We start from the raw sequence: 16,947 nt of genomic DNA, 5'->3' as shown, positions 1-16,947 counted from the left end.
TCATAAAGGAAATTAATATGGAAAAAACAATTGAACTTATCATCATTATCATGCTGCTAGCCATCATGGCAGAGATATATCTACTGGTCAAGCCGCGGCAGCACGCAGGCAGTAGTACCCAAATGCCGATTTTGGTTGACACGTCGGTACTGATGGACGGCCGGGTGGTTGATCTAGCAAAGACCGGTTTCTTGTTGGGGCAGATTATTGTGCCGCGGAGTGTGCTGATAGAACTGCAACTGCTAGCGGACGGTGCTGATCACGCCAAGCGCGAGCGCGCCCGCTTTGGCATGGATGTCATGAAGGAACTCAAAGATGTACTGGGCGGCTCGTTCACGTTACTTGATGACGCAACGCGCATTCCTGAGGGCGTTGATAACCGCTTGCTGCAACTCGCCAAGGAAATGAACGCTGCCATCTTGACGCTGGATTACAACCTGAACAAGGTGGCGCAGGTCGAAGGCATTCAGATTCTCAATATCAATGAGCTAGCCAAGAGTTTGCGGATGAGCTATCTGCCTGGTGATGAACTGGTGCTTGAATTGACGCAAAAAGGTCAAGATTCTCATCAGGCTGTCGGCTACTTGCATGATGGCACTATGGTGGTGGTCGAGCAGGCCAAAAAGTTCCTGGGCCAGAAAAAGCGCATTGAAATCATCCGCAGTCTACAAACCGATGCTGGCAAGATGATGTTTGCGAAGGTTTGCGCCGAGCCAAAAGAAGCGGTGCAGCATTCACCAGTCCAAGCCGCTCCCAAACAATCCAAGCAGCGCTCCACCGGTCGTCGGCCGCAAACCAGCAAAGCAACGAAGCCTGATGCCCCACGCGCCGCAGCTCAAAGTCACCGTTCGACTCGCTCCAAGACTCAGTCGCAGCGCGAGGCTGACTTGATCCGGATGGTTAATGAGCAATAATCGCTAAGGTTAAGAAGAAGTAAAAACCAGACTGAAGCAGTCTGGTTTTTATGTGTCACAAGGGGAAGGGGCGCGAGTTAGTCGGAGCTTGAGCTGCTGCCTACCGAGAAGCTGCCGCTGTCTGATGCAGTATAGTAGCCTTCGTCGCGGGCGATCGCCTGAATGGTGTGCCGACCTGGGCTACTGACCCTGATATCAACCGAAACGCTGCCACCACTACCGGAGATCGACTCGCTTTTGACGCTGCGACCATCAACGAGGATGTCAATTGAGGTGAGCGGGAAGGTGCCGTTGGTGGCGCGGGCGGTGATGGTGCGGCTGGAGCCAGAGCCAGAAAGTGATAGGCTGACACTTGGCTTGGCGTCGTCACACTTGTGCTTATCGTCATCAGCGTTGGCGTCGTAACCCTCGGGTGCTGAGTACGATGGTTTCTTAGTGAGCGGGTCAATGGTCTTGGTGACCTCAATTTCCTCAATGGCGTCGGCTGGCGTACAATTTGTCGCCTTTTTCTTGGAGACGCGGTCAAACTTAATCTTTTCAGTGGTCTCGCCCTGTTTTTTATTCCACCACGATGGATAGAGCTCTTTGCCTTGCTGTTGGATACCATTTGGTCGCTTGAACCAATCATTTGGCTTCCATTTGCCCTGTTTGGCATAGACTTCGTTGTGAGCAAATGACATGACGTTACGCACCACCGGCATACCAAAGGCCGAGTTCGGGGTGTTGATGGTGCTGGTGTCGGAATTACCGAGCCACATACCCATGGCTAGCGCCGGACTATAGTTGACGATCCAGACATCCTTGGCGTGGCCGTTTTTGTCGGTGGTACCAGTCTTGGCGGCGGTTCTAACACCAGGCACATTCATCGCGCCATAACCGTGCAGGTCACGCGCCGCGTCCGCGTCACCCAAGATATCATTGATGATGTAGGCGACTTGCGGGTCGGTTGCTTGTTTGCTCTCATCTTTCCATTTCTTTAACGTATCGCCCTGGCTGTTGGTTACCTCAAGGACGTTGGTGCTTGGCTTGGCGACGCCCATGCGGGCAAAGGTGCCGTAAGCATTCACCAATTCGGTCTGCTTCGTACCGCAGGCGCCAATGGCTGCTGACAGTCCGTAGCCGCCGGCCGCTTCTTCTTGCTGGCAATAATTGGTATTACCCATGTTGTGAATATAGTCAACAGTTGGTTTTGGCGAGCCGTTGCCTGCGATATACATTGCCTTGACCGCTGGGATATTACGGGAAAGCGCTAGCGAGCGGCGAATAGAAATACTTCCCATAAATCGTCGATCCCAGTTGTTCAGCTTGGCGCCATAAATCTTGTCAATGTTCTCGTCGCTGAGGATTGAGCCCGAACCATAATTTTGCTGATTACTGCCGCGATTCTCAAACAGTTTGGCATAGTCGAAAGCCTTGATGGTTGAGCCCGGCTGGATAAAGGCGGTAGCGGCATTATCCTGCCCAAAGCCAGCATAATTGAAATCACGACTACCAGCGAGGGCGACAATCTGTCCAGTCTGTACATCTTCAACGGTTGCTGCACCGTTACTGATGCTCACGCGGCCCGGGCGACCTGAGTCGAAGAAAGCTTTCATCTCTGTCTCGAGTTTTTCTTGGATCTTCCAGTCCAGTGTCGTCTTGACGGTTAGTCCACCGCGGCCAACGACCGCCTTGCCAAGTTCACGCTCCAGTTGATTGCGCACCATGAGCACGAAATGCGGTGCCTTGAGGCCGGCTAGCTGTTCGGTTTCGGGCTTGATCTTGTCAAGAATTGGATACTGCTTGGCCTCTTTGGCCTGCGCTTCGGTGATATAGCCTTGTTCCAGCATGTAGTCTAGTGTTGTATGCTGGCGTGACAGGAGCATCTTGCGCCCAGTGATGTTGTACGGATTAAATGTACTCGGGTTTTGCGGAATTGAAGCCAGCAGGGCTGCTTCGGCCAAGGTGAGATCCTTGGCGGATTTACCAAAGTACGTCTGAGCGGCCGACTCTGCGCCGTTACGCCGACCGCCATATGGCGCTTGGTTGAGGTAGAGCGCGAGAATCTGATCCTTGTTGTACATGCGTTCAACTTCAATTGCCAGGATAATTTCCTTGATTTTGCGTGGAATACCGCTGAGGCCGCGTTTGTCGGCATCCTCGGCAAAGAAAACTTGCTTGACGAGCTGTTGTGTCAACGTCGAGCCACCCTGAACTTGTCGACCTGATGCTGTACTAAACATAGCGCGAGTCAGGCCACTAATACTGATACCGTGATGCTTATAGAAATCACGATCCTCAATGGCAATGGTTGCTTTCTTGAGGTAATCACTAATCTTGTCGGCCTCGACCACCAGCTTATAATTATCGGTACCCTTATCTTCCCACAGGAGCTCGCCATTGCGGTCATAATACTTGGTGACCGTTGTCTGGACACGCTTGGCGAGTTCGCCCGGGCGGATCTTGTCGAGATCTTTGCGGAAGTAGGCAAACAGACCGCCGATCAGGATAATCATTGCAACAATGGCGACGCCAAGGATCTTGAGCGCCATCAAGCCGCCGCGCTTGGAGAACCAATAGCGAAAGACGCGCTTGGGGTGGAGGCGGTAAAAGAACCGCTTGACGGGGTGCTTTGGTAAACTCGCCAGATACTCTGCTTTTTCGCGGGAGCGCTTATCCTTCTTGAGCCGACGCTTATTCGCCAAGTTTGCATAGACACTCAGCCGTTTTGCCGGCTTTGGATGCGGACGTGACGGCGCTGATTTTGCGCTGGCGTCCGACTGCTTATCTGAGGGTTTCTTGTTCACACTATCATTATATCACGCCTATGTTTCGCTTCAATCATAAAATTGCTATACTATTATCCAGAAAAGGAGGAATATGCAATTATCAGAGGAGCTAAAGTGGCGCGGGTTTTGGAATCAAGCGACATTCACCGATGATGAGCGTATTGATTCGGGAAATTTTACGCTCTATTTGGGGACAGACCCGTCGGCTGACAGTTTGCATGTCGGGCATCTGGCGGTCTATATGATGGTGCGGCATTTTTTGGAGCGCGGTCACAAAGTATTCTTGCTGGTTGGTGGCGGCACGGGCATGATTGGTGATATGCGCGACACCGAGGAGCGGAGCCTGCTTTCATATGCGGAAATTGAGCACAACAAGCGAGCGTTGAAGGTGCAGGTGTCACAAATTTTTGCGGGACGCGATTTTACCCTGGTGGACAATGCGGATTGGCTGGGCAATTTGGAATTGTTGCCGTTCCTCCGCGACATTGGTAAGAATTTTAACATGGCAGAGTTAACGACGCGGGAATTTTTTAAGGCGCGTATCGCTAACGGCAAGGGGCTGAGTTTTGCGGAGTTTACCTACACCTTGCTGCAGGGCTATGATTTCTGGCATTTGTTCAAACACCACGGTGTCAATTTACAAATCGGCGGCTCTGATCAGTGGGGTAATTTGGTTTCAGGTGTGGAATTGATTCGTAAAAAAGAAAATACCGAAGTTTACGCCATGACCGCGCCGCTGCTCATCAACAAATCAACTGGACGCAAGTTTGGCAAGTCCGAAGGTGGCGCGGTGTGGCTAGATGAGAATAAAACCAGCGTCTACAAATTCTATCAATTTTGGCTGAACGTTGATGACGAAAGCGCCATCGAGTATATGAAGATCTTCACCATGCTTGATCGTGACACCATTGAGGCCATCGCTGAAAACCATGCCGTCAATCCAGGCGCCCGCTCAGCCCAAAAAGTCTTGGCGCGTGAAGTCACCGACATCGTCCACGGTGTTAATCGGCGCGAATCAGTGGAGCGGGTGACTGAAGTGTTGTTTGGCGGCGGCGATTTCCGCCAATTATCAGACGATGATTTGGACACCCTGGCCAAGGAAATCCCGCGCGTCGATGTCGGCGTCGGCGTCATTGAAGCATTGGTAGTCTCTGGCGCGGTCAGTTCTAACGGCGAGGCCAGGCGCCTCCTCAAATCTGGCGCCATCAGCCTCAACGGCGAAAGACTGGCTAATGACCAAGCCATCAACAGTCAATCTTTGTTGAAAAAAGGTAAAAATACGTTTATTCTAGTTGCAGAAAATATGGAAGGAGAGGAATAATGAAAAAAATTATCGGGTTTGATCTGGATGATACACTAGCCATTACCAAGTCACCAATTAGCGATCGTATGGCGGATATCCTTGGTCGGCTGCTTGAAAACTATGAGATGTGTGTCATCACGGGCGGCACATTTCACCAGATTAAAAAGCAAGTGATTGATCGACTTGATGTTCGGCCTGAGCTACTCCAAAAATTCCATGCAATGCCGACATGTGGTACGAGGTATTATCGATTTGACGCTGCTGATGGTGAGTGGAAGGTTCAGTACGCGAACGATCTGTCTGATGAGCAAAAAACTCAGATAACTGCGGTACTGGAGGAGGTTGCCAGGGAGATGGGTGTTTGGTGTGATAATCCTGCGGGTGAGATTATCGAGGATCGCCACAGCCAGATTACCATGTCGGCGCTGGGACAACAGGCAACTCCAGAGGATAAATATGCCTGGGCAGAAAAGTATAAAGATGTCCGTCCGGTATATCGTGACAAGGTGGCGGCGAAACTGCCAAATCTCGAAGTTAGGATTGGTGGTACGACCAGTACTGACATTACGCTGCCAGGAATTGATAAAGCCTATGGCATTGGTAAGCTGCTCGAGCTGAACGGCTGGTCAAAGGAAGAGGCACTATTCTTTGGTGACAAGCTACAGGAAGGCGGTAATGATTTTCCAGTTAAGCAAATGGGTGTTGACTCGATTGAAGTGAAGGGCTGGGAAGACACCGCCTACGCGCTGGAAGGCATCAACGCCGTTTCGTAGATGAGGCTAACAACTCCACTGGAACACCTCAAAGGCGTCGGTCCCAAAACCGCCCAGGCGCTGGCGGCGGCGGGTTTGGAGACGGTGGCGGACGCCCTAGGTTTTTTACCACGGGCGTACGATGATTATTCGGCGGCGGTCAATATCGCTGATCTTCAGCCAGGCAAGGTGACGGTGCGGGCGCGCTGCGAGTCGATTTCCACACGGATTGCTCGCCGGGGTCTGAGGATCACCACGGCGGTGCTAGCGGATGATTCTGGCAAGGTCAAGGCCGTTTGGTTCAATCAGCCCTACCGCGAATCGCAGCTGAGATCCGACACTGGGTTTATGTTCTCCGGCCAATTTGGCATGCAGTATAACAGCTATCAGATCAGCAATCCCTCTGTTGAACTCGCCAAACAAACCGATACATCCGACGCCCAGCACGCGTCGGGTATTCATCCGGTCTATAAATCCATCAAAAATCTCCGCCCTAAAACCGTGCAGGATGTGCTGAAACATCTGCGTCCTATCATGGAATTTTTGCCCGAGACGCTGCCGGAGTACATCGTCCAGCGGCAAAAATTAGTCAGCCGCGCTGAAGCCGTCAGGTTTCTCCATGCGCCAAACAATCATCAGGAGATTACCCGTGGTCGTGAGCGGCTGGCGTTTGAAGAATTGTTTGAAATGATCTTGGCAGCGCAGCTTAACAAGCAAGAGCAAACCAAGTTGACTGGCTGGCGCATCCCGTTCAATCAGCCGGTCGTCAAGCAATTTGTCGAGCAATTACCATTTCCCCTGACCAACGCGCAGCGCCGCGCCGCCTGGCAGATTTTGCAAGATTTGGAGTCCGATCATCCGATGAACCGCTTGCTACAGGGCGACGTTGGCTCGGGCAAAACCGTGGTCGCTGGATTGGTGGCAGCGGAAGTGGCGCAGGCTGGTTTTCAGACGGCCATCATGGCGCCGACCGAGATTTTGGCAGCTCAGCACGCTAAAACGCTGGATGAATTATTGTCGCCGTTTGGTGTATCGGTGGCGCTGCTAACGGGACATGTCAAGGGTGCTCAGCGGCGGCAGCTGCTGGATAATTTAGCCAACGGTAGTATTAACGTGGTGGTTGGCACGCACGCGCTGATTCAGGAAAAAGTGGCGTATCATAAGCTGGGGTTTGTGGTGATCGACGAGCAGCATCGGTTTGGTGTCAAGCAGCGGCAGGCATTATTACAAAAGGCAGACTACATGCCGCATCTACTCAGCATGACCGCCACGCCGATTCCGCGGAGCTTGGCGTTGACGCTATATGGCGAGTTGGACATCTCGATTTTGGACGAGCTGCCAGCTGGGCGCCAGCCGATTGCAACGAAAATTTGGTCGCCAGCTTCAGCGCCAAAACTCTACGAAACTATCGACCACGAACTAGCTCAGGGTCGCCAAGCCTACGTCATTTGCCCATTGATCGACGATAATCCCGACAATGACAAAAAGTCGGTCGAGGCGGAATATCACAAATTAGCAAAAACGATGTTTCGTCATCGCCGCGTCGGATTGCTGCACGGTAAACTGCCGCCGGAGGAAAAAGCGGCGGTCATGCAGCAGTTTGCCGACGGCGAGCTGGACATGCTGGTGAGCACCACGGTGGTGGAAGTCGGTGTTGATGTACCGAACGCCACGGTCATGCTCATCGAAAATGCTGACAACTTTGGGCTCAGCCAGCTTCATCAGCTGCGCGGGCGGGTTGGGCGCGGCCAGCACCAGAGTTTTTGTCATTTGATGCTGTCAGGTCACGACAAGCCAAGCCGGCGCCTCAGGGAAATTGAGAAGTCCCAAGACGGCTTTTACCTGGCGGAAGTTGACCTGAAACTGCGCGGCCCCGGCGAGATTTATGGCCGAGCGCAGCATGGCGCATTGAACCTAAAAATTGCCTCACTGAGCGATACGCCGCTGATTGCCCGTGCGCAAGCGGAGGCTGAGCGCTTTGTCAAAGAGGGGCAGGATTTGCTACAATATAACCATCTGGCGCGTGCCGTCAGTCGCTATCAGCGATTAACCACGCTAAATTAGTGAGATAAGTATGTATTCAGGAACCACATTTCACACCAAATCAGGCAATCTGATGGGTGTTCATCAAAAAATTGATCGGGTCGCGCGGCGGCATATCGTGCAGCTGCTGCCGTCATGGTGCAACTTTCCGTCGAGCAAGGAGATTTTGCATTTCGAGGGTAATAATGGCCCCGATGGTATCAAGCGGAAAAGTCCGGCCGTTGATGAGCCGTGGCACTTCATTGACCCGCATGATCCAAATGACGTAGCACTCCTCGAGATGATCGATCAACACATCACTAATCTCGCAGCGGCGCTCAGTGCCAATAACTGTGAGCGAGCAGCATTTGAGGCAGCATGGATGGCGCATGCGATCACTGATGGCTTGACGCCACCGCATCATTTTCCGCTGGAGGAGAAATTGGCCCAGCTGCGCGGTGAAGGTATGGAGACCCGTAATTCACTGATCAAAAAGAGCTTAATACCGGGCGAAACGGTGCTCAAAACCCTGCGCAATAACTGGGAATTTTGGGGCGCAAAGGGCGTGATGACTATGCATCTGGCGTTCGAGGCGGGTGTCGCCAGCGTAGTGGCCTACCAACGATTTGCTGCTGGCCTGCCGCAGCAGCACGACATTGAGGAAGTGCGCCGGGCGGGCTTTCGGGCGTTTTATCTCGGCTGTGTTAATCAGGTGGCGGACATGGCTATGTATGAAAAGTTCGCCAAGACTGGCTGGACAACGGAGCTAGCGCGGCAGACCAACCGCCAACTGATGCCGCTGATCATTCGTGCGGTGGTGTTGGGCTGGCTGAGTGCAGTGTGGCTGGTCGAGGAGCAGCGTGCGCGTTAAACTCATTGCTGGCGAATTTGGCGGACGATTCATCCAGGCGCCGCCCGGCTCGACGACGCACCCCATGGGCGAGCGGGTGCGCTCAGCAATGTTTAACTCACTGGGCGAAGCCGTGCGTGGCGCGCGAGTGTTGGATGCCTTTGCCGGCTCTGGCGCCATTGGCCTAGAGGCGCTCAGCCGTGGCGCTGAGTCAGTAGTTTTCGTGGAACGAGACCGCGTCGCCCAGCGTGTGATTGCTGAAAATATTAGCACCGTGGGCGCCAGTGAAAACTCTATTGTAATAAAAACAACGGTAGCAAATTGGCTAGAAAGCATGAGCGTAACAGAGGAGTTTGATATTATTTTTGTCGATCCACCATACCACAACCCGCAGTTTTCCACAGTTTCACGACTGATGGGACTTCTCAAACCGGGTGGACATATGGTATTATCACACTCAGGAATAGGTGAGGTGCCAATTCAAAACGGAATTGTTGTGGTGGACAATCGTAGTTATGGGGGTGCGCACCTCACCCGGTTCCTACGATTGAAATAAGTTTCTGGTAAAATGTCCTGATAGTTGTCAGGACGTTTTTTGATGTATAGAAAAACCCGCTGGAAGTAGATAGCCAGCGGGTTTTTCTGTTTGAAGAGGTTAGCAATATGACATTGATGGCCTCTTGTAGACAGAATAACTACACTGGTCACAAAGATGACGACAATCTTCCGGCTCATATAGCGAGAACAGGAGCGACGGAGAAGGGTATCGGGAATCAATGTGAATACACCAGCAACGTTCTTTTACAATCTGGACTTATCAGCAAAGCACAATCTTGTTAAGTGTCACTCTGGTGGGTATGTATTGTCTGGGCCTCTTTAGATATTGGTTATTTTGTGGAATATACGGACACTGCACGCCTACCAGTGTGACACCTAACACAATAAAAGAAAAAGGAGAAAAACAATGAAATACAAAAATATAAATTGGAAACAAGCCTTTGAAAAAGCTAAGTCAATCCTACTGATTATCCTTATTACTGCAGGTATAGCATTCTATGCCGGCATACAATACCAGACAAACAAGTCGGCAGAGATTGACGGAAAGATCAAGCAAGCGACTTCACAGTCAAAACAGTAGCTCGGAAACGTGCAGCTATTTCCGAGAATAAGCAAATTGCTGCAAAGCCAGCTCATAATGTCGAACCAACCGTACTGCGACCAAAATCAGCTGTAGTATCGGGCTGCGAATTGGTTCGACAAGAACTGGTTAAGTATCCAGGCTGGGATGTCCGCCTGATGATGGCTATCGCCAGAGCTGAGAATAGAAGCTGTGACCCACTAAATCATAACCTAACTAATACCGAAAACCACAAGGTATGTGTCGGTAGTTATGGTGTATTACAGGTCGGTTGTGTACATTTTCGGTCCGGTGAGAATAGAAACGATACAGCGACGGTCGTAAGGGTTGCATATCGTGTCTGGCGGTCTCAAGGATATCACGCCTGGACTACCTATTCAGCGGGGAAATATAAGGAGTTTCTGTAATGAATGACGAAACGAGTTTACTAGACAGCTTTAAGTTGGAGTATGAGCAAATAGAGGAGGAGTCTCTGGTGAGGCGAATCCGCAACTGGCGTGCTCGTATGAAGCGGCGTGAACAGAAGAAGGAGAGAAAGCGTGTACATAAAAGCAACACATCATAAATTTGACATAAATGATGTACGGTCCGTTGCGTCTTGTCCTGATTGTCAGTCAAAACACCTAATGTTTTCTCGCGGAAGGCTTACCTGTCGTAACTGCGGCGTTGAGATTGGTAGAGTTGGGAAGACGAACAAATACGGCGCTAAACGTACTGAAATGAATGGTAAGATATACGATTCAAAGTTTGAGGCACAAATAGCCGCCGAACTAGAGGTTGAGAAAAAGCTAGGCCAGATAAAAGATTACGATACTCAATATCGAATTGAAGGCTGGGTATATGACGAAAATGGCAATAAAGCATTTCCATATCGCCATAAGGTAGACTTTAGAATCCATAACTTGGACGGATCGTTTACTCTACGAGAAGCCAAAGGTATAGAAACTGACGACTATAAGTGGCGACGGAAGATACTAGAAAATGTCTGGCTACCGGCTCATCCAGACTATACGTACGAGGTGGTATTTCAAAGAGGCAATAAGCGAAATCGCAAGAAAGGGGGTGTATGACATCCGTACAAAAAGAAAGGTTAATCTTTACATTAGAAAACCTGTATGATCACATGGGCACCACACTGGATATACTTGTCGCCCACAAAGAGGAAGTACCAGAGGTCGATCAATGGATAAACGACTTAGAGTCTGACATGGGTATTATTACAGAATGGACTGACTTTCTTCGCGAATACGATAGCAACTAATAATCTGGTGCCCTTTTCTATGCCACTTCCTACCCTGTGGCATAGAAGGATGTAAAGTGAGTGGTCAAATGGCTAGATATTATTCTAGCAGCAGCCAGAGTTGTCCCCAGGAGGTAGACAATGAAACTAATTGTAACAGTTGATCATAAAGATAGTGAAATCTCACGGTATATTGATCTGGGCGTCGCAAAAGAGAACATCATGACAGAAGTCTGGAAAGGTATCCAAAAACAACTAGAAGAAAAAGGTTATAAGATAATCTCTCTTTCAGTAGAGGAGTATAAGGATAAATAGTGATGGAAACACTAGATACACCAGATTTTGAACAAAGACATTATAGGCGTGAAATCGAAGCCCTGAAACAGCTTGATGACGAAACCCTAGAGAGCATGAAGCAAGACGCTCTAGAGAACTACACAGCACTAAAAAAGCTCATTCTCACCATTTCACGTATTCAGGATGAGCGGGAAGCACAGGAGGCTTTGTTTTGAAACGGTATAGACTCATAAAAGACCTGCCCACATTCAAAGCTGGAGACATGTTTTATATGTCTAAATACGGTGATTTGATCTATGACAGTGGCGATGTCGGCATTACAGCTTACGCCCGACAGGCCCTTGAGAAATTCCCAAATATTCTCAAAGAGTGGTTTGAGGAAATCCAAGAGCCGACAGACAGTATTCACTGGAAGCCTGAAGTGGGTGAGGGATATTGGTCTTACTACTCAGATGGAGAAATCAGATATCTTGTTTGGTCCATGTCCCCCTGGGATATCGCACTGTATAAAATGGGTATGGTCTATCGCACCTCAGGAGAATGCAAAAAAGCTAGAGACCGCAAACTAGCCGAAGCCAGACTACGTCGAACCTCAACATTTAAGCCAGACTTCAAAAATGATAATGGCGGCTGGGTTGTTTATTATGACCCTAGAGAGAAGAGGCTCGAGGTACAGGAAGTCTATCGCCTTGAATATGGAGAAATTGTACGCTACGAAACCGAGGAAGACGCTGAAAAATCTATTGAAGAAAACGAACAAGATTGGTTAATTTATTTTGGAATAAAGGAGAGAGAATAATGTCAGTAACAAGATTTAAGGTAGGCGATAAAGTTAGAGTTCGCAAGGGGCTTGTCGCAAATAAATATTATGATGATGTGCGTTGTGCTAATTCCATGGCGAGGATGGGTAAAAAAGTACTCACGATTGATTGTGTAGAAAGCGACTACTACAGGGTTGAGGAGAATATTTTTTGCTGGTCAGACGAAATGCTAGGGCCTGCTGAGAAGACGCTAGACAATCTGTGCGCTGGGGACGATATTTCTAAAGGCTTTGGCGTCAGAAAGGTCCTAGCGGCAGTAGATGACTGCTATCTATTGAGCCCTGCAAATAAATACACCGTCGCCAGCAATTGGTATACGGCCGCCGAGCTGAAAGAGATGGGTTATCAGGTGCTATCGCCAGGTCATTCAATAACCCCCATCGAAATAAATGGCAAAAAGTACGACAGATCTGAGGTTGAAAAAGCAATTAAAGACCTAGAGCCGATTGAATAACCAATGACCTACCATATGTCAATAAACTGGGTAAAATTAAACCAATCGGGTATAAATCGTACCCAGTAGAACATTAACAACTCAACCGCATAACTGGACAGATGATGGCAATGACACGCCACTAGCGGTCGGAGACCCCGAACTACGAGAACAGATGTGTCGAAAACGTAGATAGACACATTTGGGAGCGCGGTGGCGACTCCTTGCTATCGTCTGTTCAACTGGTAGCATCAGTGTCTAGGCTTTTCATTTGCCTATAGAATTGAGTGCAGGTGGAAATCGGCTCAATCTGGTGCTACTAACTGGTGGCATCAATGTATTGTAGTACAGTGAAATAACGTTTTGTATTGTACTCCAATACACTGCGCTTGGTGCTATCAACTGGCTATATAAGTGGCTCGAAAGCCTGAAACTAAGCCTAGTGTTGCAGCTCGCGAAGTTCCGCAACTAGAGCTAGAAAAGTAACTGCCGACTTTGCAACTTGAGCAGTGAAAGATGTGACTATACGAGTAAAAATCCCCTCTGACTAGTAAGAATATGAATGCCTAGCACGTTCTGAAGGTTATGGAGCTAACGCGAGACGAGAACTCCTCGGCAAATCATCACCTTATATAGCCAACCAGTTATGCGGTTGAATAATTAACTATAAATAAGCGAGAATAAGAAATGGATAAAAACAAGAACCTTGTTGAAGAAGAGAAGATTTACGATAGTGTGCATAGTATTTTGCTTGGTGCATTTTACGACGTATCTCATAATAAGTTAGACAGAATTACACGTAATATTACAAAAGTATTCTTGCGCTATTTAGCGAATAAACATCAATAGAACATGTAAACAACACGACTAAACTACACAAAATCGTGTAGATAAAGAAGAGGTATAGAATATGACACCTAAAATCGAATGGTGCAACTGGGTGTTTGATTATACAGACAGTATGGATACCAATAGGTGGATGGTAAAGCGCGATTGTTGCGATGACGAAATATTGCTTATTCGTGGTGACAGTAGAAACTGGAAAGCATATCAGGCATCGCTAAAGCCGTATCGTGTTGGAAGTTGCCCTGACGCTGCCTCAATGTGTCCTAATTGCGGCAAGTTTGTGAACGGCGTTAATCCATATGACGACGGCGAAACGTGGATGCAATAACAAATATCAACTAAACCACTAATTTTGCGGACATAGAAAAGGAGATGTCAATGATTTACGAAGTAGAAGTTATGCAAACAGTTAGAGGAACTATCTTTGTTGAAGCTGATGGCTATCAAGAAGCAGAAGAGGTTGCTAATAAATATATCCAAGAGGGGCCAAACGTCGCAACCATCAATTTTGACGAGATTTGGGATTATAATGTCGGAGGCTCGTTAGAAGCGTCAGATGATGAGGTTGGCGATGCAGAGGTTATCAAGGCGGAGGACGTGCTATGACAAGCAACGGTTACTATCCTAAAAAGCTAATCTATCTTGGCGACAATTTTAGCGAGCGCAAAGCAGTGCTAGTGTCTTCGCCAGACGAATACGCCGATGCCATACTTGAAACCATAGATCTCGGTGACAGCGCCTTTGAAGACAAATATCGTCAAGTAGCTGCAGCTGCTGGTGCTGAGTTTGTAGACATCAATGACATTATGGTTGTTGGCCAGAGCAATCAACCAATGATCAACGAAAATAACAGAGGTGAAAATGATGAAAGATAGTGAGCGATCAACTAACAGTCAACGAAAGCTAGTCATCAGAAATATCTCAATAAAAATAGCAGGTGTAGCAATCCTCATTGGTTGTGCGATATATGAGCCGCTTTATAGAGCAATGGTAGTAGGGCTGATACTGCTGGTAATTTCGGAGATGTGAATATGAAATACAGAATTAAGCTTAAAATCCTTATGGCTCTAAATCTGATTTGGATAGGATCGAATATATATTTAATTTTTGATTGTGCATTATCTAAACAGTATCTGGGTGCATTGTACTATTTTATTCTATACTTTTTTAGTTTGTGTATGTTTTATTCTATAAAAGCTGAGATAAAAGTTAGTAAAGAAAGGGGTGATAAATGAAAATCTATAACAACGGTAAAGAATCTCTAGACGAAGATGATTTTGGTGGATTAATCATATTGTTGCTATTTGTGATATGTAGCATTGTGTTCTTTATCATCAAGGCGATGGAACCTAGCTCCTTATTGTCTAGGGATGAGATTTGTCAAAAATATTTTGGTAAAGAATATGTTTATGTAAACAATGGTCGCTCTGCAGACTTTTGTGTAGACAATTCAGGGGTACCAAAATATCCTAAGTCGTGGAACGAAAGAAAACCTAATGCGTGATATTAAATTCAGAGCCTGGGACAACCTAGAAAAAAGAATGCGCAAAGTCGTGTCGTTACATTGGCAAGGCGACAAGCTTGTATCAGTAAGGCTTGATGGCGATAATGAGCCGATTCCGATTGAGGGACGGTTAGAAATTGAGCAATACGCAGAACCTATCCTTGCTGACAGGTTAATATGCGAGAACGATATCGTAGTAGACAATCTAAGTCTAAACGCCCATCGAGGCGAAATATCCTACCTCGTCACTTTGGAAGCTGGGGCGTTTTGGTATAAACCGTTGAGGCGTCTGAAAGGTAGTGGCGGTTTTTCTCGTGATAGCAAACTGGCTGCTTATGAGCATATACATTATAAAACTATTGGCAATATTCACGAAAACCCTGAATTGTTGGGGAAAGGATAAGACATGGGCAAACGCTTTGATGATGACTGCTTGTATATCGTTGAAATAGTCAATCCACGCACTAATGATGGTTATATCCTGAAAAACCCTATCAACGAAACTGTTGCTTTTGAGGATCGTGATGATGCTATCGATTATGCAAAACTACACATCAGAAAAAGATTCTATGTTGAATATTTCAATGTTTCTATGCAACCTCTATGTATGCTTGAGGGGGCTCTTGCACCATTACAAATAATTCGTAGAAAAGCAAAAAATAAGGAGGAAAAATAATGCGTAAAATAAAGTTTAGAGCCTGGAGTAAATTAGATGATAAATACTATTATAGAGTCTTAGTGGGGAACACCAGTGAGGACGAAGACCAGTACGTATGTAGTAACGTTTATGATGGTAACGAGTGGGTTGAGTTTGATGAGCATTGCGGCGTTATCGAACAATACATAGGACTAAAAGACAAAAACGGTAAGGAGATTTATGAGGGTGACGTCGTAAAAGTCGAGGGAGATGGCGAGATTTACCGAGTGGAGTGGATTCGCAGTGGATTTGGTCTTGAGCCACGATACAATTCGCCGCGTTACCCAGTACTAGGCAATGTTGAATTACGTAAAAAAATTGAAGTCATTGGTAATATTCACGAAAACCCTGAGTTGTTGGAGGAGGAGCAATGAACCGGATATTACTTAGAGATTTTATATCAGCATATGCGTCAGACCTTATGCCTGATACTAAGTTTGAAGAGTGCGAGCCCTTGGTGATACTGGACGGTGATAGAAAGTACTTATTTTCAGCTAGTTGGCACATACACACCAATAAAGAGCTGAAGCGGTTTCTGAGCGAAAAAATATACAATGCATATGTAGATAAATTCTATTTGTCAGACTGTGGAAGAATACACATATGCATCGGATCAGAGGAATAGAATGATGGATATGAAAAGAGGAGAAGATAATGGCATACAAAATTGAAATTACACAAACCAGAAAGGACTACCTAGATGCTAAATATGGCCCTAGTGAAGTGGCAGAGCTATTTAAGAGACAATCTGGTGAATACTATGAGCCAACCCTTAATAATCGTGAAAAAAGAGCCAAAAGACAATCTGCCTCATGAAGAGATATTGAAGTGAGACTATAATATTTACAATGCTCATGCTTTCCTGTATAATGTAAAGCAGTAAGAGGTCCTTTAGCAGTATATTCCTTGCGAGGAATTTTTGATGGCGAAAACAGCCACTAAAGATAAACCTAAATCTCCTAAAACACCGCCAAAGAAAACGCCTAAGAAGAATGGGCGTCCTTCAAAGTATACCGATAAACTAGCTGATAAAATTTGTCAAATGATTGCCCTTGGGCAATCGGTCCGTTCTATTTGCGCAAAAAAAGATATGATCTCTATGCAGACGTTTTTCCGCTGGCTGCGAGAAAATGATAAGTTTCGTGAGCAATACGCGCGTGCGTGTGAAGAGAGGTCATATATGCACGCTGAAGACATTATTGAAATTGCCGATAATGCTACTAATGACTACATGGAAAAGCTTGAGGGTGATGGCTATATATTCAACAGCGAAAACGTTCAGCGATCACGTCTGCGGATTGATACGCGTAAATGGTTGATGTCTAAGCTAAATCCAAAAGTCTATGGCGACAAGCTAGATAT

The 16,947-nt window shown here is 47.3% G+C and carries 23 protein-coding genes and 1 pseudogene; 23 read left to right on the top strand and 1 reads right to left on the bottom strand.

Annotated features, from left to right (window positions below):
• The first annotated feature begins 17 nt into the window (after positions 1-17).
• A complete protein-coding gene (locus tag GWK74_03035; GenBank protein ID QHU90480.1) occupies positions 18-914 on the top strand; it encodes a hypothetical protein in 897 nt (298 codons plus the stop codon).
• 77 nt (positions 915-991) lie between these two features.
• On the opposite strand, the gene GWK74_03030 is transcribed toward GWK74_03035, so the two are convergent.
• Positions 992-3,700, bottom strand: coding sequence for a hypothetical protein (locus GWK74_03030; GenBank protein ID QHU90479.1), 2,709 nt, complete (start codon positions 3,698-3,700; stop codon positions 992-994).
• A gap of 73 nt (positions 3,701-3,773) precedes the next feature.
• Between GWK74_03030 and GWK74_03025 the strand changes: the two genes are divergently transcribed.
• The 22 genes and pseudogenes from GWK74_03025 to GWK74_02920 all read left to right on the top strand — a co-directional run bounded on the left by GWK74_03025 (position 3,774) and on the right by GWK74_02920 (position 16,945).
• Entirely contained in the window at positions 3,774-5,003 is a 1,230-nt protein-coding gene (locus tag GWK74_03025; GenBank protein QHU90478.1) for a tyrosine--tRNA ligase, read from the top strand.
• On the top strand, positions 5,003-5,758 hold the full coding sequence (locus GWK74_03020) for an HAD-IIB family hydrolase (protein ID QHU90477.1): 756 nt from the start codon (positions 5,003-5,005) through the stop codon (positions 5,756-5,758). The genes GWK74_03025 and GWK74_03020 overlap by 1 nt, the downstream gene beginning before the upstream one ends.
• Positions 5,759-7,801 (top strand): ATP-dependent DNA helicase RecG, encoded by a 2,043-nt coding sequence (gene recG, locus GWK74_03015; protein ID QHU90476.1) that lies wholly within the window; start codon positions 5,759-5,761, stop codon positions 7,799-7,801.
• Positions 7,802-7,811: 10 nt separating this feature from the next.
• Positions 7,812-8,630, top strand: a complete 819-nt coding sequence (locus GWK74_03010; protein QHU90475.1) for a hypothetical protein — start codon at positions 7,812-7,814, stop codon at positions 8,628-8,630.
• Positions 8,620-9,165 carry a 16S rRNA (guanine(966)-N(2))-methyltransferase RsmD gene (rsmD, locus tag GWK74_03005; protein ID QHU90474.1) on the top strand — a complete coding sequence of 182 codons (546 nt, stop codon included), beginning with the start codon at positions 8,620-8,622 and terminating at the stop codon, positions 9,163-9,165. Before GWK74_03010 ends, rsmD begins: the two co-directional genes overlap by 11 nt.
• Positions 9,166-9,573: 408 nt before the next feature.
• The gene (locus tag GWK74_03000; protein ID QHU90473.1) at positions 9,574-9,747 is read left to right on the top strand and encodes a hypothetical protein; all 174 of its coding nucleotides are present in this window, start codon (positions 9,574-9,576) and stop codon (positions 9,745-9,747) included.
• Positions 9,748-10,153: 406 nt separating this feature from the next.
• Positions 10,154-10,312: a hypothetical protein gene (locus tag GWK74_02995; protein ID QHU90472.1), complete on the top strand. Its 159-nt coding sequence runs from the start codon at positions 10,154-10,156 to the stop codon at positions 10,310-10,312.
• 154 nt (positions 10,313-10,466) lie between these two features.
• Entirely contained in the window at positions 10,467-10,817 is a 351-nt protein-coding gene (locus GWK74_02990) for a DUF1064 domain-containing protein (GenBank protein ID QHU90471.1), read from the top strand.
• Positions 10,814-11,008: a hypothetical protein gene (locus tag GWK74_02985; GenBank protein QHU90470.1), complete on the top strand. Its 195-nt coding sequence runs from the start codon at positions 10,814-10,816 to the stop codon at positions 11,006-11,008. The genes GWK74_02990 and GWK74_02985 overlap by 4 nt, the downstream gene beginning before the upstream one ends.
• A gap of 120 nt (positions 11,009-11,128) precedes the next feature.
• The gene (locus tag GWK74_02980) at positions 11,129-11,302 is read left to right on the top strand and encodes a hypothetical protein (GenBank protein ID QHU90469.1); all 174 of its coding nucleotides are present in this window, start codon (positions 11,129-11,131) and stop codon (positions 11,300-11,302) included.
• 2 nt (positions 11,303-11,304) lie between these two features.
• Entirely contained in the window at positions 11,305-11,499 is a 195-nt protein-coding gene (locus GWK74_02975; GenBank protein ID QHU90468.1) for a hypothetical protein, read from the top strand.
• Positions 11,496-12,083, top strand: coding sequence for a hypothetical protein (locus GWK74_02970; protein QHU90467.1), 588 nt, complete (start codon positions 11,496-11,498; stop codon positions 12,081-12,083). The genes GWK74_02975 and GWK74_02970 overlap by 4 nt, the downstream gene beginning before the upstream one ends.
• Positions 12,083-12,559, top strand: a complete 477-nt coding sequence (locus GWK74_02965; protein QHU90466.1) for a hypothetical protein — start codon at positions 12,083-12,085, stop codon at positions 12,557-12,559. Before GWK74_02970 ends, GWK74_02965 begins: the two co-directional genes overlap by 1 nt.
• A gap of 666 nt (positions 12,560-13,225) precedes the next feature.
• Positions 13,226-13,387, top strand: a complete 162-nt coding sequence (locus GWK74_02960) for a hypothetical protein (GenBank protein ID QHU90465.1) — start codon at positions 13,226-13,228, stop codon at positions 13,385-13,387.
• Between the two features lie 375 nt (positions 13,388-13,762).
• On the top strand, positions 13,763-13,990 hold the full coding sequence (locus tag GWK74_02955; GenBank protein ID QHU90464.1) for a hypothetical protein: 228 nt from the start codon (positions 13,763-13,765) through the stop codon (positions 13,988-13,990).
• On the top strand, positions 13,987-14,259 hold the full coding sequence (locus GWK74_02950; protein QHU90463.1) for a hypothetical protein: 273 nt from the start codon (positions 13,987-13,989) through the stop codon (positions 14,257-14,259). Before GWK74_02955 ends, GWK74_02950 begins: the two co-directional genes overlap by 4 nt.
• A 356-nt stretch (positions 14,260-14,615) precedes the next feature.
• Entirely contained in the window at positions 14,616-14,888 is a 273-nt protein-coding gene (locus GWK74_02945; GenBank protein ID QHU90462.1) for a hypothetical protein, read from the top strand.
• Positions 14,881-15,291, top strand: a complete 411-nt coding sequence (locus GWK74_02940; GenBank protein ID QHU90461.1) for a hypothetical protein — start codon at positions 14,881-14,883, stop codon at positions 15,289-15,291. The genes GWK74_02945 and GWK74_02940 overlap by 8 nt, the downstream gene beginning before the upstream one ends.
• A 3-nt stretch (positions 15,292-15,294) precedes the next feature.
• Positions 15,295-15,564 (top strand): hypothetical protein, encoded by a 270-nt coding sequence (locus GWK74_02935; GenBank protein ID QHU90460.1) that lies wholly within the window; start codon positions 15,295-15,297, stop codon positions 15,562-15,564.
• Positions 15,564-15,959: a hypothetical protein gene (locus GWK74_02930; GenBank protein QHU90459.1), complete on the top strand. Its 396-nt coding sequence runs from the start codon at positions 15,564-15,566 to the stop codon at positions 15,957-15,959. Before GWK74_02935 ends, GWK74_02930 begins: the two co-directional genes overlap by 1 nt.
• 280 nt (positions 15,960-16,239) lie before the next feature.
• Positions 16,240-16,401 carry a hypothetical protein gene (locus GWK74_02925; GenBank protein ID QHU90458.1) on the top strand — a complete coding sequence of 54 codons (162 nt, stop codon included), beginning with the start codon at positions 16,240-16,242 and terminating at the stop codon, positions 16,399-16,401.
• A 217-nt stretch (positions 16,402-16,618) separates the two neighbouring features.
• Positions 16,619-16,945: pseudogene (locus tag GWK74_02920) on the top strand (hypothetical protein).
• Positions 16,946-16,947 lie beyond the last annotated feature (2 nt).

The sequence above is a fragment of the Candidatus Saccharibacteria bacterium oral taxon 488 genome, from assembly GCA_010202115.1.
In the GTDB taxonomy this organism is placed as follows: Bacteria; Patescibacteriota; Saccharimonadia; order Saccharimonadales; family Saccharimonadaceae; genus Nanosynbacter.
The sequence above is the reverse complement of the archived record's forward strand: the minus strand, read 5'-3'. Positions and strand labels throughout refer to the sequence as shown.